The following is a 19617-nucleotide window of genomic DNA, read 5'->3' as shown; positions in this document are numbered from 1 at the left end:
ATGTGCAATTGATAGGAAAGCCGGCCCTTGTGGGTCGGCTTTTTTTGTTTGCTGGAGCGGGGTTTACGTTTCTGAAGGACTATGCGGTATGTGTCGAAATAGAGACATACTAGGTATTGAATTTGGGCCTGGATTTTGCATTCGCATTCGGTCTTGAACCTGACCGCTTACGCCTGCCTGGGGGTCTGTCATACGTTTTGCCATAATATTGTGATGATGTATCGCTTTTAGGGCCCGTACGTTTACGTCGGCGGCGGCGTGGAGGTGGCGCTTCTTGTGTTTCAACTTCTTCTTCGCGGGCAGAATCGCTGCTATCGTTACTACTCGATTTGCTAGGCATAAGGCTCATCACCATTTTTACAATCGGCGCGACTTGCTGTATACTTTGCACGACCTTCTGTACCTTCCCGACCGTAGACACGATACCTTCAACGCCTCCCAACCGGTCAACCATTCCTTTGACATCGTCAAAAGAGAAGCCACTTCCTTTTTTATCTTTACTATCTGTGGCTTCAGGTGTCTCGGTCACTGCTGGTGTGGATGATGGAAACGTTGGTAGTGTTGGGTTCATCGGAAGTGGGGGGATTTCAAATTTGGAAGGGTACGGTATAATGAAATTGGACTGGTTTGGAAAAGAGAATTTGGGGGGACCGGAGTTATATCCGGAACCAAATCCAGAATTGTAGCCTGAACCGAATCCAGATCCAGAATTATAGCCCGATCCAAATCCAGAACCGAAACCAGGACCACCTGAAAAACTACGATTGGATGGTGAGTTATCGTAAGGACGATTCATCGATTGTGATCGATTCATGTTGGTGAGGCTTGGGTCGTTTGTGAAGTTTTTCGGGGGCGTCGCCGATGTTCGGGGGTTGTTATAAGGAGCGCTCATTGGTTATCACCTTTCTCCCCTTGTTAAATTATGTTGCTATTTTAGCGTGGAATATTATACTGTATGTCGTGGGCGAACAACTCGCGTGGACGACTGCCTAAATAGAGTAGATTAAATCGGGCTCAGGATGCGGTAGTTCGTTAACGCAGAACAACTGTGATGCTTGAAAAGGCATGTTAAAGGAAGTACAATATGGACATCAGCGATTATGTGTAGGGGTGAATCGGTTTGCAACTTAAAAAGTTAAATGATAAAACAGTCGATCAGTTATTTGAAGCGATTTTAACGTTAAAAACGGTAGAAGAATGCTATATTTTCTTTGATGATTTGTGCACGGTTAATGAAATCCAATCGCTTTCGCAGCGTTTGGAAGTGGCGCGTATGCTTGGTAAAGGCTGCACGTACAATCAGATTGAAGCGGAGACGGGAGCTAGTACAGCTACGATTTCGCGTGTTAAGCGCTGCTTGAATTATGGCAACGACGGCTACAACATGGCGTTGGAGCGTTTGAGCCGCTAATGGACAAACCCGGTCTGCTTGTCATTAGCCACGGCTCACGCAGCGCAGCTTGGGTGGCGCTTGTAGACGAGGCAATTGCTCAGGCTAATTGGCCTGAAGGGATACCGGTAGTTTCTTCTTTTTTGGAATGTGTACCTGGGAGGAGTATTCAGGACGGCATTGATGAGCTGGAAGCAATAGGCGTGAACGCGATTGGCGTGCTGCCTTTGTTTGTCTCCTCAGGGAGTACACATGTAGATGAGATTGCGTATGCACTTGGGGTAAAGGCAGAGTCGTTGGTAGAAACGGATCTGGAGCCATTTGCTGTACGCGCGCGTATCTATTATGGACAACCTTTAGATGGCGATGAAGCGGTGCTGGATATGCTAGCATCTAGGTTAAAGGGGTTACGTGTAGCTGGTGAGCGCGATGGTGTTCTGCTTATTGCTCATGGCAGCCCGCATGAACCGTTTCAAACGCGTTGGCATGAAGGGCTGTCTCATTTAGGTCGTATGCTGCTGGAACGTGGTCTATGCGCGTACGCTGACCATGCGTTGTTATGTTGCGAGGATGTGGCAGGAGCGGCTCGGCAATTGCGAGTACGTACGGAAGCTATGGGCGGACAAGTGGTCGTTGTTCCTTTATTTTTGAGTACGGGTTATTTTACGAATCAAGTTATTCCAGAGCGGTTATCAGGCGAGACTGTTGAGTACGACGGTCAAACATTGTTACCTCATCCTGCCTTAAGCGTGTGGCTTGAGCAGGAAGCATTGAGGGTGTTAGACACGATGCACGAGTCGAGTGACAGCCGTCCTGTAAGTGGTCGGATTGTGCAGCAATGAATAGATTGTAAATGGGTGACGCAAGCATGTATAAAAGAGCGAGGCTAATTTATAATCCGACTTCCGGCAGAGAGGAAGGAAAGAGGCGGCTGGCCGACATTTTACAACGGTTGGATTCGGCAGGCATCGAGACGACAACTCATGCTACGGAAGGGGAAGGCGATGCGACGCGCAGCGCTGCTGATGCGATTGATCGTGGATACGATATTATTATCGCGGCTGGCGGGGACGGCACGTTGAACGAAGTGATCAACGGGATGGCGGTGAAGGATCGTCGTCCGCCGTTAGGCATTATCCCGCTTGGGACGACGAATGATTTTGCGCGTGCGTTGGGCATCCCGCGTAACTGGGATGATGCGTGTGAGCTTATCGTACGTCAGCAGACGCGTGTGATTGATTTGGGACGGGCGAATGATAAGTATTTTATTAACATCGCTGGCGGCGGCTCGTTGACCGAGGTGACGTATGAGGTTCCGAGCAAGATGAAGACGATGATCGGGCATTTGGCTTACTATGTGAAGGGGCTTGAGAAAATTGGACGCTTCCGTCCGACGGAGCTGCGCATTGAAGTGGACGGTCATGGCGTGTTCCATGAGGAGTTTATGTTGTTCCTAATTTCGAACACGAACTCGGTTGGCGGCTTTGAGAAGCTGGCCCCAGGTGCCCGCATAGATGACGGATTGTTCGACATCTTAATGTTGAAAAAGTGCAATTTGGCTGAGTTTATTCGGATTGCCGGATTGGCGCTGCGCGGCGAGCATTTGGCGGACCCGCACATTATACACGTGCAGTCGAAGTATGTGCAGGTGACTTCGCCTGATGTGGTGCAGCTGAATTTGGACGGTGAATTTGGCGGCACGCTGCCGGCGACGTTCGAGGTGCTGCCGAGCCATTTGCATATTTTTGCGGATGTGTCGGGGGAGTCGTCGTATCGGTAGGATGAATGTTGAGGGCTGGAGCTGTGATCTGGGTAGTAGCTGGACGTGGCTTGCGGCCAGTGGCAGCATTCTCTCATATGCAAAATGGGCATACCAATGTTAGAATAGAATGACGACATAATACATGGTGGCGGTCGGTTTCGCACTTGTTCTTCTGAAAGAGGGAGAGCTGGCGGGGCGGGCCGCTTCTTGATGTTGGGTCATGAAGAGGTAACCATTTTGACAGTGGAAAGTTAGTTGTGGATATTTTGGTGCTTATGCGCTTAACAATAGGTTTATACTAATAAGAATGACCAATACAGACAGGACAAGTGAGTGAGGGACGGATGAGGAACAAAAACATGAGTAAGCAATCGCATAAGCGGTCGGACACGAGAGGGAAAAAAGGTTCCGTTGGACATAAAAAGTTAGCTGAGAAGGTAAATGTAAATCGAAACACGAGTGGAAATGGGAATGGCGTGAAGGGACCTGATAGGTCAACTGCCAAGGCACATACTGCACCTGTGGATAAAAATGATGTTGTCGTTGTGGATATTATTGGCCTAACTCATGAGGGGGAAGGCGTTGGGCGCGTAGAAGGTTTTACGCTGTTCGTGAATGGTGCGCTGCCAGGTGAGAAGGTACGTGTGCTTGTGCTTAAAGTGAAGAAGCAGTACGGCTACGCGAAGGTCGTCGAGCGTCTTGCAGCTAGTCCGCACCGCATTGAGGCGGAGTGTGAGATTTACGATCAATGCGGCGGCTGTCAGATGCAGCATTTGTCGTATGCGGAGCAACTGGTATGGAAGCGTCAGCATGTGGTGGATGTGATGGAGCGTATCGGCAAGTTCAAGACGAATAATGCTGAGATGGGGTTGAGCGAGGGTGATTCACAAGAGGAGGCTGTTGTGATTTTGCCTACGCTTGGTATGGAAGATCCTTGGCGCTACCGCAATAAAGCGCAGGTTCCGATCGGCATGAATGAGCGTGAGGGCGGGCTTATCGGTGGGTTTTATGCTCGTAACAGTCACCGGATCATTGATACGGATACATGTTTAATCCAGCATGAGGCGAACGATGAAGTGGTCTTGCAAGTGAAACAAATTGCGCGTGAGCTAGGCATTCAGCCTTATCACGAAGAGACGCACCACGGCTTGCTGCGCCATGTGGTTGTTAAATACGGCTTCCACACAGGCGAGCGTATGATTGTACTGGTTACAAACGGCGACAACATTCCACGTCGCAATGAGCTTGTGCGTGCGTTGGCAGAGAAAGTGCCTAATGTAAAGAGCATTTGCCAGAACGTGAACACGAAGCGCACGAACGTCATTTTTGGCGATTTGACGCGTGTGTTGTGGGGCGACGAGCATATTACCGATTATATTGGCGATGTGAAATTCGCCATCTCGGCACGCTCGTTCTATCAGGTGAATCCGGTACAGACCGAAGTGCTGTACGGTAAAACGGTTGAGTACGCTGGACTGACAGGGAACGAAACCGTTATTGATGCTTATTGTGGCATCGGAACGATTTCGTTGTTCTTGGCGCGGAAGGCGAAGCGCGTGCTCGGCGTAGAAATTGTCGAGGAAGCGATTGCCGATGCACGCCGCAATGCGGAGCTGAACGGCATGACGAACGCGGAGTTCGAGGTCGGCCCAGCCGAGGTCGTTATTCCAGGCTGGAAAGCGCGCGGTTTAGCGCCGGATGTGATCGTGGTCGACCCGCCGCGTAAAGGCTGCGATAACGCGTTGCTGGACACGATGCTTGAAATGCGCCCAGAGCGCATTGTGTATGTGTCGTGCAATGCGTCGACACTGGCGCGTGATTTGCGCGTGTTGGCGGATGGGGGCTACACGGTGAAAGAGGTGCAGCCTGTGGACATGTTCCCGCACACGGTGCATGTGGAGAGTGTTGCGGTTTTGGTGAGGGGAAATTTATAGTTGAGATGTATTGGCGGAATTAGTAAAGAGGGGCTTTCGCCCCTCTCTTTTTTTACCCAAAATGGTTGAGAGATCCACCTTGCATAAGTTTGGTGGATCGTTTTACATATTAGCTGGTATAGGTGAATATCAGCCAAATCATATTTTTTGTTTTCTACCGTCAGCAGTCATCTCCTGTAGAGTGCGTAGTGTCAATAGATTGAATATACAAATAATAGGTTGCCTAAACCATATATAGATGCTTATAAGACGAAAAGTTTACTAAATCAAATGGATAGCATATTTAAATCGCACTTTTAGATTGCAAGGACTGCCAACCAGTCGGGATTGCAACTCATAAGTGCGATTTTAATATTACAATGCCATTTTTCACCGGATACGGTCTACGAGCCTTTGAAGACAGGTATTTGTCGCGGCGCATGGTTAAACATCTATCAGCAGTAACAGCATTTATGAAATTGATTCATAGAGGAAAGTCTAAGTTCGCGAAAGCGTCAAAATGCAGCGAGATCTTTCCTGATATTAATTGTTTGTTATGGAGTCAGACAAAAAATTGCTAACCTTCTCGGCATATACATCCTTATCCGTATATCCGTAATACAACCGGTTAGCCACTTTAATGGCATCGCCGAAAAAAAACCGCTCATACAAGCTTTGCCGCCCGGCAAACGAGCTTGTACTCAGTTCCCAGGCGAGCCGGAATAAGCCGACATTCCGCTTCGCATTCAGGTTGATACCTCTCAAAAAACGGTTGATATCTCCGGCCGCTTCGGATACGAAATCTTGCTCGCTTGGAATCATAACGATGCCGCTCGCACCTAGTAGTTGCACGATTTCTATCATCTGGGGATACAGCTTCGGAAACAAGTAGTTAGCGGCATACAGCGGTCTGGAATCCGGCAGCATCGAACCCCACTGATCCAGCTGCGCGTTCGCTTCGCAAGCGACCAGTAGCCCCTTTAGCGACTCTAACGCGGCGATCACCTCCGTTGCTTTTTCAATAACCGGGGTGTACGTGCGCAAGCCTAACGACTCTATTATTAATTCAATCGTCCCGAGCAAAAATTCGGTTTTTGCAATAACGCGGCACAATACCTGATGCCCTGCATGTGTATGGAAATGGCTTTCTTCGAAAAAACGCGCCATCATCTGTGTATCGCCATACATAAATACCCGCTCATGCGGTACAAGCACATGATCCAGTACAACCAGCGTATCCATTTCCTCAAAGCGGGAGCTTAACGGATAATCGTACCGCGATGTTCCGGCAACGAAGCTTTCTCGGCAAATAAATTTGACTCCGGGCAAATTATTCGGAATGGCGAAACTGAAGGCATACGGATTTTCTCTATGAGGAGAAGGCAGCGGCGACGGGTACACCAATATTTCCTCAGCCGTAACTCCTTGTGTTGCGATCCAAAACGCGCCATTCACGATCAAGCCTTCCTTCGTCTTTTCGACAACCATCGGAGCATCCGGCAGCTCCAGTGTCTTCATCAAAGTTCTCAACCTTGCCATATGCGGAACGACGAAAGCGTGAGATAACGTAATGTCGTTTTCTCGGCAATATTCATAGTAAGCTTTCACGTTTGCGGCATACATTGGATCATACTCGGACAACAGCTCCGCCGCCGCACCGAAAGCCATCATCGTCGTATTCATATAATCCGGGGAACGGCCGAGAAACCCATGATGAACGTCGGTCCAACGTCCGATCATGATTCTTCGTTTCTTCAGGTCTGACTTCGACCGCGGAACTAGAAACGACATTCCTACCGGATCTCCTGTTGTCGGTGATTCATAAGTCATATCCTGTTGGAACGATGGCTGACCTTGTATATCGTACAATTCAGCCTGAGCAGAGATGAGCCCGGCAAACGCAGGATGGCTCGATACGGGAACGGTTACTCTGCTTCCTTGAATCCAGACGTTGGTTTTGGATGCGTCGAGTCGCTCGACATACTGCTTGCCGTCTTTTATTGGCATACAACCATCTCCTGAAAGTTTTATGTATAGTGTACGCGGCTCGGGAAATTCGGATATGGATTCCTAATGATTTTTTGACGCAGGTATCAGGGATTTTTCCTACAACTATCCACAAGCCTTCGAGATTCCAGACTCATGTTAAAAAGTCTTACAGTGACAAAATCCGATCGTTTCGAATATATAGCATAGTAGTTCTCCGCAGTTCATTCTCTTTTGGCTGGTGCAGCTGATTAACCTATTCGAGATTTGGAGAGGTGCTCCTGAATCACTTTTTCTCTGGAAGGGTTTGAATTTATGAAATTCATTCAACTAGGAGAAATATTAGAATCCCCATGATTATTATTTTTGTCATCGTTTTTTGAAGCTTGTTGGGCATATGATTTTGCCACGGTTACAGAAGACGAACTATCACATACACTTGACCACATAAATCATCGATCAAGAAAATGTTTTGGGTGGAGAACAGCTTACGAATCATTCATGAATGAGCTGTCACAGTTGGCTTGAAAATCCGTCTCACTAAAAAAGGAGGGAGCCATAAATGTCGCAGGCTAACGTACCTAATATTACTCCAGGGATCACTGTAAATCGTGATGACGCTATCAACTTACTGCTCGCGTCTATCGCACTAGAAGAACTAGGATTAAGCCACGTAATTAACGCGGAAGCGGAAAAAATCCAGTATGTTATAGGTACACTTCCTGGATTAACGACTCCTGCCACTATCAGCGATATTCTTGCTGTTAACGAAAGTGTCAGAGACATGATGAATGTGCTGACGAAGAAAGAATTTTTGTTAGATACGATGCTCTCAAGCGTACTTAATTCCGAAGTGACAATCGGAGCGACGGGGGCAACTGGGGCTACTGGAGCTACAGGTACAGGTCCGACAGGAGCCACAGGAGCGACAGGGTCAGCAGGAGCTACTGGGCCTACCGGAGCTACAGGAACAGCCGGGGTAACCGGAGCTACTGGGGTGCCGGGACCGGCAGGAACGACGGGTCCAACGGGTGCGACAGGTGCGACCGGAGCTGCGGGAGCTGTGGGTACGACGGGTACGACTGGGGTTACAGGACCCTGTCCAACTTGTCCGCCAGGGCCGACAGGTCCAACAGGAGCCACTGGCGTTGGAGCGATGGGGGCAACGGGAGCTGCAGGCGCAACGGGCGCAACGGGGCTGACGGGTGCTACCGGAGCCACTGGGGGAGTCGGTGTTACAGGTGCAACAACCCCCCTTGGATCTGCTAACTTCTTTACTCCCAATACTCTCCCCCAAGTCGTAGCGAATGGAGCCCCTCTTATTCTACAAGGAAACAATTCCGTTATAGGTACGTTAATTTCAAACACTGCCGGAACCGGGACGATTAATCTTGCTGCAAACCACACGTATTTTGTCTTTTATGCTGTACAAGGGATCCTTACAACGACATTGTCGACGGCTCTTTTTTTGGACGGTGTTATTGTGCCGGGAACGACGAGCTCTTTTTTGCTCACTACAGGGGCAGCAATTAATCGACAGTTGCAAAACCAAACCATTATTCAGACTGGAGGCACACCTTCAACGCTGCAAATCATAAACACGTCCGGAGTTTCGGCCCAGTTCTCCACTATTTCTATATCTATTTATTCACTTCAGTAATTTAGAAAGGAGTAGTGCCATATGTCACAAGCTAATTTGCCTAATATTACGCCTACAATTACACTGAGCCGGGATCAGGTTATCCCATTGCTGCTAGCTTCTATAGCCAGTGAGGAACTGGGGCTCAGTCACATTCTTAATGCCGAAGGAGAGAAAATTCAGTACGCGGTCGGTACACTGCCTGGATTAACGCCGGGGGCTACAATAAGCGACCTTCTGTTAGTAAATGATTCTGTTCAGGATACAATTCTTGCTTTAGCCAAGCAGGCTATTATGTTGGAATTCAAGTTAGACAACATCTTGCAGCAGGATGTGTCTACAGGAGCTACCGGTGCTACGGGGGCAACCGGTGCGATAGGGCCTACAGGTCCAGTTGGAACAACCGGAGGGATAGGAGCGACAGGAGCTACAGGAGCAACTGGTGCAGTCGGCACTGTTGGGGCAACAGGAGCAACTGGTGTGACAGGCACGGTGGGTGCTGCGGGTACTACTGGCGCGACGGGAATTACCGGGGCATCCGGCGCGACCGGTACTGTTGGTCCGACGGGACCAACGGGTACTTGTCCAACAAACTGTCCACCCGGACCGACAGGAGTAACAGGGGTACCAGGACCGGCAGGCTCGACAGGCTCTACAGGTGTTGCTGGCACTGCTGGTACTACTGGCGCTACAGGCTCGACAGGCGCAGTGGGAGCAACAGGAGCAACAGCCCCTGTAATTACGAATTTCCTAAGTGCTTTTTCAACGGGGCTATCTGTAACTGGTTCTAATGCACCTATACCAATTAACACGATCAGACTACAACAAGGGTCATTGATTTCACTTGTTCCAGGCAGCAATTCAATAAATTTAACTGTTGGACACACCTATTATTTTGCAGTTACATTTGCATTTACCACGGTTGTTAATCTTGAAGCTAGCGCTATTGCAACTATTAATTCTGCGTTGCTCCTTAGATTTTTTGCGGCTGGGGCGACGGGAGATACTACGGGTGCGGGAGGTAGCGCTATCATAAATGCTACTTTTCCTACAACCTTGGCATTTTCAACGAATACTGGTTCAATCGGATCGATTAACGCTATAAATGTCTCTGTCATTGCCTTAAGTTGAGCTGACAAATACGACGCTTAAGAGATTGGAGTGATCATGGTGTCACAAGCGAATATTCCCAACATCACGCCAACGATAACAATTGGCTTAGATGACGCATTAAATTTGTTGTTAATATCTGTTGCCCTTGAAGAGCTAGGGTTAAGTCATATTATTAATGCGGAAGCCGAAAAGATTCAATATGCGCTTGGAACCCTTCCAGGACTAACTCCGCCTGCATCTGTTAGTGATCTGCTGAATATTAACAGCAGTGTAAGGGATACGATCGTGCAAGCTGTAAAATATGAAATGCTGTTATCCGATAAATTAATCTCCGTTATAAACACACCGTTAAAGGGACCTACCGGGGCAACTGGGGCTGGCGGGGCAGCCGGCACGACCGGTCCTGCTGGAGCGACAGGGCCGAGTGGAGCAACCGGCATCTCAGGGAGTACTGGGGCTAATGGCGCGGCAGGTGTGACAGGCGTAACAGGTGCGACAGGTTCTGCTGGAGCTACGGGTAGTCCAGGGAGCACGGGAGCTGCTGGCAGCACGGGAGCTACGGGAGCTACTGGTGCAATTGGAGCAACAGGAGTCTGTCCGTGTGTAACTGGACCTACAGGTGCCACTGGAGCAAGTATTGCTGGAGCAACCGGAGCAACAGGGGCTACAGGAACAGCTGGAGCTACGGGAGCAACAGGCGCAACAGGTGCAACAGGGGCTACGGGAGTAACAGGCGTGCAGGAAGTTGTGAATAATTTATATTCGGATAGTATTTTCGGACTTGGTCCATTTCCAGCAGGCACTGCACTTACATTTCCAAATAACGTTGCGGTTAATGGTACCGCGATATCTCATGTACCAGGCTCAACGGATTTCTTTCTCGCACCTAATCAAACCTACTACATCGACTATCATGCGAAACCATTTTTATTTACTTCGCAACTTTACACTGGGAATCTGGCATTACAGTTGAATGGAGTTACGATTCCTGGCTCGGATACAACGGATACGTCATCGTCTGTGTCCGCTGAAGCGGATAGTGTGTTGGTATCGACCACAATCATCAACACACCTGGCGGGGGTCCAAGTATACTAACCGTAATAAATAACTCTGCTATAGCTCAAGCGTACGATAGCTATGGCATAAGTATTATTAAACTCGCATAAGACCGCAAGGAAAGGAGGAGGATCTGAACAATGAGCAGTAGTGCAGACTTTTCTTGCTCGGGAGGATGCGGAGCCATCTCTGCCAATGGATCGCCAGCTATCTTGTCTACGGTTGTTCAAAACGGCTCTTCTATTCAATTGCAAGGATTGTCTAACATTTTGCTGACCCCATGCAAAGCTTATTTGGCTGAATATAACGTTCAGTTTAGTACGCCAACTGCGGGGTTTGTTTTATCATCTCAGTTAACTCTTAACGGCACGCTCGTCCCCGGATCGCAAACCCTTTCCTTCCCCTCGACAATCCCTCCGGGATTAACTGCGCCGGTTTCAAGCGTATCGGGAGGAGTTGTATTTAATACGCCACCAGCACCGAATCCAAGTGTTTTGCAGCTTACCGGCTTTCCCCCTTCCGGTGTGGCGGGATCAAATTTTAACAACGTTAACCTCAGGATCGTGGAAGTCAGTCCTTCTGGGAATTCCGCAACTAACAATAATGCTGGAATCTACGGATTCGGGTATACAGATGTCGGCTCTCAAGAGCCATTTCATTTCCTAGAGGCAAAACCGGTTAACGGTACTGGCATCATTCTTTTGCCAAGCGAGCGAACGTCTATTTCGTTAGCGCCCAATGCCACCTATTTTGCTTCCTATAATTTCGTTGCTGTCCCCGGAATCACAGGGATATCTGTTAGCATGGTATTAACCTTGAATAACGATGTTTTGGTGCAAAGTTATTCGGTGGCCCCAGCACTTGCAAACGAATTATCCATGTATACTAGCGCAGCGGGTTCAGCCGTCTTTAATACAGGGTCAGAACCTAGTCAAATTCTGCGATTGGTCAATAATACAAATAGAACCACAAAGTTTTATTCAGCCGTTATAAACATGATGCAAATTGGATGATGAACCATATTTTCCCGTTTGTAAGTAGTGACAACAATAAGGGGCTGTCCCAAAAGTAGATGTACTACTTAAAGGGTACGCTCCCTTTTCATACTTAATGAGCGACTGATCTGGTTTCTGACTGCTGAAACTGACGGTTTAGCTTATTAGGTTGTTGTTCCTCATCGCAAAAGAGCCTTGCGCGGCTTATACTGGGCAACCGTATAGGTGGAAGCAAGCCCATGCTCCTTCATAATACGGTCTATTCTTCTGGGAAATTTCAACGATAGGTTCCGTGGCATCGTCATCCTGCTGTTTTTGTTTTACTTCATACATAAAAGATACTCTTGGAAATTTGCAGGACGTCGTACATTGCTGATATTGTTTGATCCATCGATCTAAGGTAGATGCACTTCGTTCATATTCGTCTATAATAGCTGCTTTCTTTTTGCCATTCTCATGCAATTGTAATTGATGAGCCGTCGTTCACAAAGCTTGTTGAAGAAGAGCTTGATTATGATTAAGGAAACGACTGATGTAGTTGTTATTTGTTTGGTAGTTCGATAGCCTGTATACTAGGAGGTGAGTACGGTACATCTCAAACGGTATTAGTTTCTACCGTCAGCATTCCTCCCATGTGGAGAGTGTGGCGGTGCTGGTTAAGGATGTGTAACCCGTGCTCTACGGAAAGTAGATACCCAACCGTCATAAGTTCATCATTAAACGAGGTATTGTTTAAAAAAGAAAGCCTGACAGTCTAACAGACTGACAGTCGCAAATACGGGTAGTAGGTTTTGAGAACATAGGAGGATTCATGTCCTGGAGCAAATTAAAGCAACAACTGGAGAGTTTTCTCTGTCCTGCGTTAGTTGGAAAGGTCGAATACCGGGCAAGTGCTTACCGTTATTTACCTGATAAATCAGGAATTTGTTATATTGCCGTAGATAAAAAGAACGTACTCAATATGAATGACACAACTAGCTCAATCAGATGGTATCAGACGGAGCAGGAAATTAAGAATGATTCAGACATCCAAATCCCTATCAACCATGAAGAAATTGAAGCGGTCAGAATAGATACTAAGGGGACTGTTCCGGAAGATCGTCTAAAAGTAATTGCAAGAAGTAGAAAAATATCGGAACATGCAAAGGAACTTTTGTCAGCACAGGCATCACTAAGTAAATCAAATTTTATCGTTGTAGCTACTACGTTTTTATCTATTTCTATAGAGGAAAGCTTAGAGAGCAATGATATTTTATTGAATATTTTAGCTCTAGTGGACAGACGAGTTGGAAAAAAGCGAATTTTAAACATGACCGAGAAAATGAAGTTAAAGCATCCCATTGTGCAATATTTTTATGAACTACGGCGTAGCACATTATGAAAACGGGTACCCATAATCTAGACACTTCAAAAAAGTGCGGGCTATGGGTACCTTTTTGTATAATAGAGAAAGCAATGGAAACATGACATGAGTAATGGATTTATGGATTTGATGGTTATCCCTTTAAAGGAAAACATGCACATGAAAGAAGTGATATACGATGGATTTAGAAACGATCATGCAAGAGCTCGAAGCGCTCGGTAAGGAACGAACCAAAAAAATATATATGTCCAATGGCGCTCAAGAGCCTCTTTTTGGCGTGGCTACAGGCCAAATGAAGCCGCTTGCGAGAAAGATCAAAATAGATCAATCCTTGGCTGAGCAGCTTTACGCCACTGGGAACTACGACGCCATGTACTTTGCAGGTGTGATTGCAGACCCCAAAGCAATGACCAAGGCGGATTTTGACCGTTGGATGGATACGGCTTATTTTTATATGCTGTCCGATTATGTAGTTGCAGTAACTTTAGCTGAAGCAGATATTGCACAAGAAGTTGCGGATGACTGGATCACAAGCGGCGAGGAATTGAGAATGTCGGCAGGCTGGAGCTGTTATTGTTGGCTGTTGGGCAATCGCCCAGATCATGAATTTTCCGAAAGCAAAATGTCTAATCTGCTTGAAATGGTGAAAACAACGATTCACGATTCTCCTGAACGAACGAAATACGCGATGAATAATTTTATATATACGGTGGCAACTTCCTATTCGCCACTCCACGATCAGGCGGTCGAAATCGCAAAGACGGTAGGCCCGGTCGAAGTTCAGAAAGATAAGGCAAAGAGCAAATTCTTAAATGCTTCCGATAATATTCAAAAGGCAGTAGATAAAGGACAACTTGGCTTCAAACGGAAACATGTAAGGTGTTAATCCTGTAGCCCTTTCTTAATGGAGAGGGCTTTTTTTATTTTCATCCTGGGGGCAGGTAGGTTAAAGTCCGTTTCAACCCTGTTTTGGTACTCATACCATAAATAAAAACAGGGGAGGAAACGAAGTATGCCTAATAACGATTTGCTTTGTAAGCGGTTCTCAAAAATAATTGGGGGGCAACCCGGCTTTGCTGGCGGAAAGTGCGTCTCGACAATCAATCGAAGTCAAATAAGAGCAACTATTTTGGGCAAAAGATTTCAAGTCACGTCATCTTTCTCGTTTGAATCCTTAAATGAAAAAACGGGCAGGGCGCTGTGTCTAGGCAGAGCAGCATTCCTAGAAAAAGAAGTGAATTTGTTCATTACGGCCATTCGGAAACAAGGCATTAAAGTGTCGTCTATTCATAGCGAATGGCTGTTCGATTGTCCACGTTTGATTTATGTCAATATTGAGGCCGTTGATAAACCGCTTAGGTTCGCACGTAAAGTCAGGTTAGCGTTAGATGGCATTCATGAATAAGCACATATAGAAGGAGTTGGATTTAGGAAGCTCCTCCATCAAGTTGGTAGAGCAGGCACGTATGTATGTCTGCTCTTTTCACTTATTTTTTCACATACAGTGGAAGGATTCTCTCTCCTTTTTGCAGAGCAGCTTGTTAGGATTCAAAAAAAGTAAGAACAGATAGTTAGGCCACAACGAGTGCTTTGGCATACTGCTTGCCTGCCGAGAGAAGGTTGCCGCTCAGTTCAGGATTACTGACAGTTCGTGCAAGAACAAGCGAGCCGACCATGGAACTCATTAGGGAGCTCCCTTTGGACGTGTCGATTTCCGCCAGATTAGAGATAAAAGCAATCATCCGTTCCAGTTCAAGGGTGAACACCTGCCGAATTTCTTCCGAAGCACGGGATAACTCGCCAGAAAGGGCGGGAATAATGCAGCCCATCTCCGTGTTGTCGCGGTGATACGTACTTAAATAATAATCAATGACCGTATTGATCTTGGGGTTCTGTTTCTCTTGGTCAGCGGCTTGCTGTAAAAGGGCGATGGTATCACTGATGGCATACCGACAGGCTTCGGCGACGAGCTGTTCTTTGTTGTCAAAATGTGAATAAAACCCGCCATGAGTCAATCCGGCCCCCTTCATAATGAACGGAACACTTACATCGTGGATACCATGGGTACGAAAAGCCTTGGCAGCACTTTCAACGATCTTATTCCGCACTTTCATCTTATGTCCTTTGGGATACGGTATTGTAATCACTCCACAGCTTTATGATTGTATTTTCAAAATATTATAAGCGTCATAATAAGACGTGTCAATTTAGCGATCGGGTAGCTGTTAGTTCAAGAAAGGCTGAACACGGTTGTTGACGCTTTTAAAATATGATGGTTATAATATATTATGATCATCATATTTTAAAATAGCTTCAATCGGAGGTATCAGAATATGAGTAAGCTTGAATCCGTAGAAACGTTGGTCATTGGATCAGGTCCGGGGGGCTATGTGGCGGCGCTGCGATCTGCACAGCTTGGTATGAAGACGGCAATTGTCGAACGTAGTCAGCTTGGCGGAGTCTGCACGCATGTGGGCTGCATTCCATCCAAAGCATTAATTGCTGAATCGCATCGCTATGATTTGCTCAAAGAGTTCAATCATGCAGATGCGGCAGCGTCATTTAAGGATGCTCAGCATTTCAAGCAAGCAATTGTGAACAAGCAGGCAGGCGGAGTTCATTATTTATTAAAAACTGCCGGCGTGAGCATTGTGGAAGGGGAGGCTAGTTTGGTTGATGAACATACCGCTGTTATCAATCAATCTGGACAGGAGCAGACCATTTCATTTAAGTACGCCATACTGGCAACGGGATCTCGTCCGATTGAGCTGCAAGCATTTCCGGTTGGAGGACGTATTTTGTCTTCTACAGAAGCTCTGTCGCTTCCTCAGGTTCCGACCAGTCTGATCGTTGTAGGTGGTGGATATATTGGTGTTGAACTGGGACAAATGTATGCCAAGTTTGGAACAAAGGTAACGATTCTAGAGGGGGGAGAGCAGGTGCTGCCTGGATTCGAGGCGGATCTTACGGCCCCTGTTGTCCGACAGTTGAAAGCAGATGGCATTCACATGATAAGCGGGGCTACAGCTGAAAAAGTGGTACAGAACGCGGATGCCATTACACTGCACTATTCGAAAAATCAGGAGCAGCATCATGTTACAGCCGAGTATGTGTTAGTCACGATCGGTAGAAAACCGAATACAGACGGCAAGTTAGGATTGGAACGCATTGGCTTGCCAGTAACGAGCAGGGGATTAATCGAGACGGACGAACAGTGCAGAACGGCAATCCCGCATATTTTAGCCATTGGCGATATTACGGCTGGCCCAACCCTCGCTCACAAGGCGTCCTATGAAGCCAGAATTGCGGCAGAAGCTATTATCGGCCTTACCTCTGTGGTTGATTATAGAGCCATTCCGCTCGTCGTTTTTTCTCATCCAGAGCTGGCTAGTGTCGGCTTAAGTGAAACGGAAGCAAGGGCACAAGCGATCCCGATTATGATTGGCAAAGCAGCTTTCGCGATTAACGGAAGAGCATTGGCATTGAGGGAAACCGAAGGATTCGTCAAGATTGTAGCAAACCCGACCACAGGCATTGTGATTGGTGCACAAATCGTAGGTGTGGAGGCATCAACACTCATATCAGAGCTTGCGCTTGCGATCGAGATGGGTGCGACCGTGGAGGATTTGGCTATGACGATTCATCCTCATCCTACATTGGGAGAAGTGATCATGGAGGCTGCGGAAAACGCGGTCAGAAAAATGATGCTGAAAAGTAAAAAAGAGCAGCAGGATTAACCTTACATTGGGGATCGTAATAGGAGGGATTGAAGGATGAAGATCAAAGTAGGCATTTATATCGGGATTGCAATTGCAATGATCGTTGGAGGTTCGTTACTTGTTGTGAAAGGAAAGGATGCTGTCAGTCAGGCTGAGAGCAGGAAACAAGGCGTGCTTGAGGCGGAGCAAAAGACCGTATTTTATCAGAAGAGTCCCGGGGCGATTGTTGAGGTTGGTGTGGCTGTAGGCGATTCTATAAAAAAAGGAGAGGTGCTATTCAAGGTTAAGTCAGCTACAGCAGGAGACATAGATGTATTCGCACCGGATGATGGCGTGATCAACAGGATGATTGTAAAGCCGGGAGATCAAGTACAGCAAGGGGTGCCGCTCGTAATTTTGCAAAAAAATAATTATTATACAGATCTCTACATACAGGAAAGTGAAATCCAAAAGCTTGGGGTTAATCAAAACATTACTGTTCATTTCCCCTATTTGGATCACCCAACGCAGGTGATGGGTGTTATTGCTTCCATCTCAGCGGCCCCTCAATTTGCAAACTTGCGTATGACACGTGAAAAAGGGCAAGCCGATTTAAGTATGTTTCTTGTCCGAATACGTATGAATTCGAATGCTGATTTGCTTCCGGGTATGACAGCGGAGGTGAAACTTGATGAAGTCACTGATTGATGAGTGGAAGTATGTAGCGGGCAGTAAGTATGTTCGCCTGATTTTTATCGGCCCGCTTGTCGCGGCCCTATTTTTTGGCTTCATGTTTTCGCAGAACCAAATCAGCGAATCGCCTGTTGTTGTCATTGATGAGGATCACAGCTCGTATTCACGGCAACTGATCTCTAAAATAAACGCGTCCCCACATATGAGCGTCACAAATGTGCACGCTAGCCGCCTGAACCCAGAAATATTACTCGCCAATGAGCAGGCTGTAGCGGTCATCATGCTCCCCAAACAGTTGGAGCTACGTCAGCAGCAGGGGATAACAACGAATCTCGGCATCTTAATGGATAACACGATGCCCTCAGGGCTAACCGGCATCCGGACCGCGATTCAGGAAGTTATCCTAACGGAAAATATGACCCTTTCTATGATCCGTCTGACCCAAAAAGGGATGGATGCCGAAACATCACAGGGACTTGTTGCTCCGTTGTCCCTTCAGCAGCGGATGCTATTTAATCCGACCACAAGTTATGTAGACTTTATGGTACTTGGATTTGTGAATATCGTGGTGCTGATGATTACAACAAGCGCAGCAGGCTCGATTGGACCTCGCTTGCGTCAGGAAGGAAAGCTTTTTGCAAACGGAAAGTCGCCTTTGCAGCTCTGGATTCGTAGTGTACCGTACGCTGTCTTGACCACTCTTTCGCTACTCCTGTGCTATGGATTATTAAAGCAGGTGGGGGGAATGAGGTTTGAAGCGGAGCCTTATCTGTTTATTATTCCACTGCTTGTTTATGCCTTTGCCTTGTCACTTATGGGTCTATTGATCGGTTATTCAGCCACAGACGTGTCCAAAGTCAATTTACGAACTAGTTTCGTATTGTATCCGTCGTTTCTTGCGACTGGCATTCAACTGACCCCACTTGCATTTCCAGAGTTTTTTCAAATTTCCGCATGGGCACTACCGATGAATTGGCTTAACCGCCTCATACGCGGGATGGCTTTTCGGGAAGGGGAGCTAAGTGCCTACAGTCAGGAGTTGGGGGCGTTGCTGATCATTATTGGTGTTGTGTCCTTATTAATGGGATTACTGGTGCTACGGGAAGCAGGGAAGGTTTATCCTAGTCGGGAACAGCATGTGAATCTGGGCGTTCTGCCGAGCAGCAGTTAGTTACATGTAGGTTCGGTTGCGTAGTTGGTCAGAAATGACTATGCGCTTAGATGTATCCGCGAAAATAGTAAAAAGGGGCGCTTCCGCCCCTCTATGTGCTTGTTATGACTTACGATTCAACCACTCCGAGCGAATCGTTCCTAAGTGCCAGACGTCTTCGTATGTACCCCATTTTAAAACTTCATGCCGTGCTAATCCCTCAACAATCAAGCCTGACTTCTCCATAACTCGTTTAGAGCCGATGTTAGTAGCCATGCATTTTCCATGTATTCGTTCAAGACCTAAGTTCTTAAAACCGAACTCAACCAAAGCTTGGCAGGCTTCTGTAGCCAAACCTGTATTCCAATAATCGGGATGAATAAAATATCCGAGTTCACCGTTGTTGTGCTCTTTGGAGACACGGACTAGTCCACAATTGCCCATCGCCTTGATGCTCATCAAAAACAGCTTCAACAAGGTTTGGAACGCATTAAGGATAGGATGAACGATATTGACAGAGCCACAGATGCTATCCAAAGTCCACGTACACAGTGGTAGTTATAAGCGGATATAGGTGAACTTGTTCCGTTTATCATATGTTAATATTGCTCCGTCGTGATGTTGTCTGTTCTACGCAAACCCCAAACATGGAGTGATGCTCACTACGTGTGAGGAGAGAATAACATTAGATGTGACGGTATCAAACCCCTTCCAATTTGGCGGAAGGGGTTTTGCTAATATGTATGGCAATTAACATAGAATTCGGCGGATTGGATGAATGTTAAGGATTATATTGGACTTGGGTGGAACACGTTGATTCATATTTTTTAATCTCATCCAGTTTTACATTGATAATAT

General features: G+C 46.9%; 18 protein-coding genes. 14 read left to right on the top strand and 4 right to left on the bottom strand.

What is annotated here, in order from left to right; translation table 11 throughout:
- Positions 1-109: 109 nt before the first annotated feature.
- Positions 110-814 carry a hypothetical protein gene (locus KIK04_RS06475; protein ID WP_232277469.1) on the bottom strand — a complete coding sequence of 235 codons (705 nt, stop codon included), beginning with the start codon at positions 812-814 and terminating at the stop codon, positions 110-112.
- 306 nt (positions 815-1120) lie between these two features.
- Between KIK04_RS06475 and KIK04_RS06470 the strand changes: the two genes are divergently transcribed.
- The 4 genes from KIK04_RS06470 (at position 1121) to rlmD (ending at position 5086) form a co-directional block, all read left to right on the top strand.
- Positions 1121-1411, top strand: a complete 291-nt coding sequence (locus KIK04_RS06470) for a YerC/YecD family TrpR-related protein (protein ID WP_232277468.1) — start codon at positions 1121-1123, stop codon at positions 1409-1411.
- Positions 1411-2232 carry a sirohydrochlorin chelatase gene (locus KIK04_RS06465; RefSeq protein WP_232277467.1) on the top strand — a complete coding sequence of 274 codons (822 nt, stop codon included), beginning with the start codon at positions 1411-1413 and terminating at the stop codon, positions 2230-2232. The genes KIK04_RS06470 and KIK04_RS06465 overlap by 1 nt, the downstream gene beginning before the upstream one ends.
- Before the next feature lie 26 nt (positions 2233-2258).
- A complete protein-coding gene (locus tag KIK04_RS06460; RefSeq protein WP_232277466.1) occupies positions 2259-3170 on the top strand; it encodes a diacylglycerol kinase in 912 nt (303 codons plus the stop codon).
- Between the two features lie 341 nt (positions 3171-3511).
- On the top strand, positions 3512-5086 hold the full coding sequence (gene rlmD, locus KIK04_RS06455; RefSeq protein WP_232277465.1) for a 23S rRNA (uracil(1939)-C(5))-methyltransferase RlmD: 1575 nt from the start codon (positions 3512-3514) through the stop codon (positions 5084-5086).
- Positions 5087-5608: 522 nt separating this feature from the next.
- On the opposite strand, the gene hpaB is transcribed toward rlmD, so the two are convergent.
- A complete protein-coding gene (gene hpaB / locus KIK04_RS06450; protein WP_232277464.1) occupies positions 5609-7072 on the bottom strand; it encodes a 4-hydroxyphenylacetate 3-monooxygenase, oxygenase component in 1464 nt (487 codons plus the stop codon).
- A gap of 541 nt (positions 7073-7613) precedes the next feature.
- Here hpaB and KIK04_RS06445 point away from each other — a divergent pair.
- The 7 genes from KIK04_RS06445 (at position 7614) to KIK04_RS06415 (ending at position 14623) form a co-directional block, all read left to right on the top strand.
- The gene (locus KIK04_RS06445; protein WP_232277463.1) at positions 7614-8711 is read left to right on the top strand and encodes an alpha-helical endospore appendage domain-containing protein; all 1098 of its coding nucleotides are present in this window, start codon (positions 7614-7616) and stop codon (positions 8709-8711) included.
- A gap of 21 nt (positions 8712-8732) precedes the next feature.
- The gene (locus KIK04_RS24180) at positions 8733-9821 is read left to right on the top strand and encodes a collagen-like protein (protein ID WP_269671001.1); all 1089 of its coding nucleotides are present in this window, start codon (positions 8733-8735) and stop codon (positions 9819-9821) included.
- Between the two features lie 39 nt (positions 9822-9860).
- Positions 9861-10970: a collagen-like triple helix repeat-containing protein gene (locus KIK04_RS24175; RefSeq protein ID WP_442951162.1), complete on the top strand. Its 1110-nt coding sequence runs from the start codon at positions 9861-9863 to the stop codon at positions 10968-10970.
- A 30-nt stretch (positions 10971-11000) separates the two neighbouring features.
- Positions 11001-11873 carry a hypothetical protein gene (locus tag KIK04_RS06430; RefSeq protein WP_232277462.1) on the top strand — a complete coding sequence of 291 codons (873 nt, stop codon included), beginning with the start codon at positions 11001-11003 and terminating at the stop codon, positions 11871-11873.
- Positions 11874-12666: 793 nt separating this feature from the next.
- On the top strand, positions 12667-13236 hold the full coding sequence (locus tag KIK04_RS06425) for an SF0329 family protein (RefSeq protein WP_232277461.1): 570 nt from the start codon (positions 12667-12669) through the stop codon (positions 13234-13236).
- Positions 13237-13396: 160 nt separating this feature from the next.
- Positions 13397-14104, top strand: coding sequence for a DNA alkylation repair protein (locus KIK04_RS06420; RefSeq protein WP_232277460.1), 708 nt, complete (start codon positions 13397-13399; stop codon positions 14102-14104).
- A gap of 126 nt (positions 14105-14230) precedes the next feature.
- Complete coding sequence (locus KIK04_RS06415) at positions 14231-14623, top strand: DUF1259 domain-containing protein (protein ID WP_232277459.1); 393 nt, start codon at positions 14231-14233, stop codon at positions 14621-14623.
- Between the two features lie 166 nt (positions 14624-14789).
- Here KIK04_RS06415 and KIK04_RS06410 read toward each other — a convergent pair whose 3' ends face one another.
- On the bottom strand, positions 14790-15356 hold the full coding sequence (locus KIK04_RS06410) for a TetR/AcrR family transcriptional regulator (RefSeq protein WP_232278626.1): 567 nt from the start codon (positions 15354-15356) through the stop codon (positions 14790-14792).
- 195 nt (positions 15357-15551) lie between these two features.
- On the opposite strand from KIK04_RS06410, the gene lpdA reads away from it, so the two are divergent.
- From lpdA to KIK04_RS06395, 3 genes are read left to right on the top strand one after another with little or no spacing between them, the layout of a single operon-like run.
- A complete protein-coding gene (gene lpdA, locus KIK04_RS06405; protein WP_232277458.1) occupies positions 15552-16955 on the top strand; it encodes a dihydrolipoyl dehydrogenase in 1404 nt (467 codons plus the stop codon).
- Positions 16956-16991: 36 nt separating this feature from the next.
- A complete protein-coding gene (locus tag KIK04_RS06400) occupies positions 16992-17624 on the top strand; it encodes a biotin/lipoyl-containing protein (protein ID WP_232277457.1) in 633 nt (210 codons plus the stop codon).
- On the top strand, positions 17608-18780 hold the full coding sequence (locus tag KIK04_RS06395) for an ABC transporter permease (protein WP_232277456.1): 1173 nt from the start codon (positions 17608-17610) through the stop codon (positions 18778-18780). The genes KIK04_RS06400 and KIK04_RS06395 overlap by 17 nt, the downstream gene beginning before the upstream one ends.
- Positions 18781-18882: 102 nt before the next feature.
- Here KIK04_RS06395 and KIK04_RS06390 read toward each other — a convergent pair whose 3' ends face one another.
- Positions 18883-19218 carry a GNAT family N-acetyltransferase gene (locus tag KIK04_RS06390; protein ID WP_232278625.1) on the bottom strand — a complete coding sequence of 112 codons (336 nt, stop codon included), beginning with the start codon at positions 19216-19218 and terminating at the stop codon, positions 18883-18885.
- Positions 19219-19617: the final 399 nt, after the last annotated feature.

Origin of the sequence: Paenibacillus sp. 481, from assembly GCF_021223605.1 — a bacterium.
Lineage (GTDB): Bacteria > Bacillota > Bacilli > Paenibacillales > Paenibacillaceae > Paenibacillus_B.
Note: the sequence above shows the minus strand (reverse complement) of the source record. Positions and strands in the feature narration are given on the sequence as shown.

Bases quoted from the DNA above. Each gene is read 5' to 3' on its own strand.
- KIK04_RS06460 (WP_232277466.1), top strand. From the start codon at position 2,259: ATGTATAAAAGAGCGAGGCTAATTTATAATCCGACTTCCGGCAGAGAG.
- KIK04_RS06415 (WP_232277459.1), top strand. From the start codon at position 14,231: ATGCCTAATAACGATTTGCTTTGTAAGCGGTTCTCAAAAATAATTGGG.
- rlmD (WP_232277465.1), top strand. From the start codon at position 3,512: ATGAGTAAGCAATCGCATAAGCGGTCGGACACGAGAGGGAAAAAAGGT.
- KIK04_RS06420 (WP_232277460.1), top strand. From the start codon at position 13,397: ATGGATTTAGAAACGATCATGCAAGAGCTCGAAGCGCTCGGTAAGGAA.
- hpaB (WP_232277464.1), bottom strand. From the start codon at position 7,072: ATGCCAATAAAAGACGGCAAGCAGTATGTCGAGCGACTCGACGCATCC.
- KIK04_RS06400 (WP_232277457.1), top strand. From the start codon at position 16,992: ATGAAGATCAAAGTAGGCATTTATATCGGGATTGCAATTGCAATGATC.
- KIK04_RS06390 (WP_232278625.1), bottom strand. From the start codon at position 19,218: ATGAGCATCAAGGCGATGGGCAATTGTGGACTAGTCCGTGTCTCCAAA.
- KIK04_RS06430 (WP_232277462.1), top strand. From the start codon at position 11,001: ATGAGCAGTAGTGCAGACTTTTCTTGCTCGGGAGGATGCGGAGCCATC.
- lpdA (WP_232277458.1), top strand. From the start codon at position 15,552: ATGAGTAAGCTTGAATCCGTAGAAACGTTGGTCATTGGATCAGGTCCG.
- KIK04_RS06395 (WP_232277456.1), top strand. From the start codon at position 17,608: ATGAAGTCACTGATTGATGAGTGGAAGTATGTAGCGGGCAGTAAGTAT.
- KIK04_RS06445 (WP_232277463.1), top strand. From the start codon at position 7,614: ATGTCGCAGGCTAACGTACCTAATATTACTCCAGGGATCACTGTAAAT.
- KIK04_RS06465 (WP_232277467.1), top strand. From the start codon at position 1,411: ATGGACAAACCCGGTCTGCTTGTCATTAGCCACGGCTCACGCAGCGCA.
- KIK04_RS06425 (WP_232277461.1), top strand. From the start codon at position 12,667: ATGTCCTGGAGCAAATTAAAGCAACAACTGGAGAGTTTTCTCTGTCCT.
- KIK04_RS24180 (WP_269671001.1), top strand. From the start codon at position 8,733: ATGTCACAAGCTAATTTGCCTAATATTACGCCTACAATTACACTGAGC.
- KIK04_RS06475 (WP_232277469.1), bottom strand. From the start codon at position 814: ATGAATCGATCACAATCGATGAATCGTCCTTACGATAACTCACCATCC.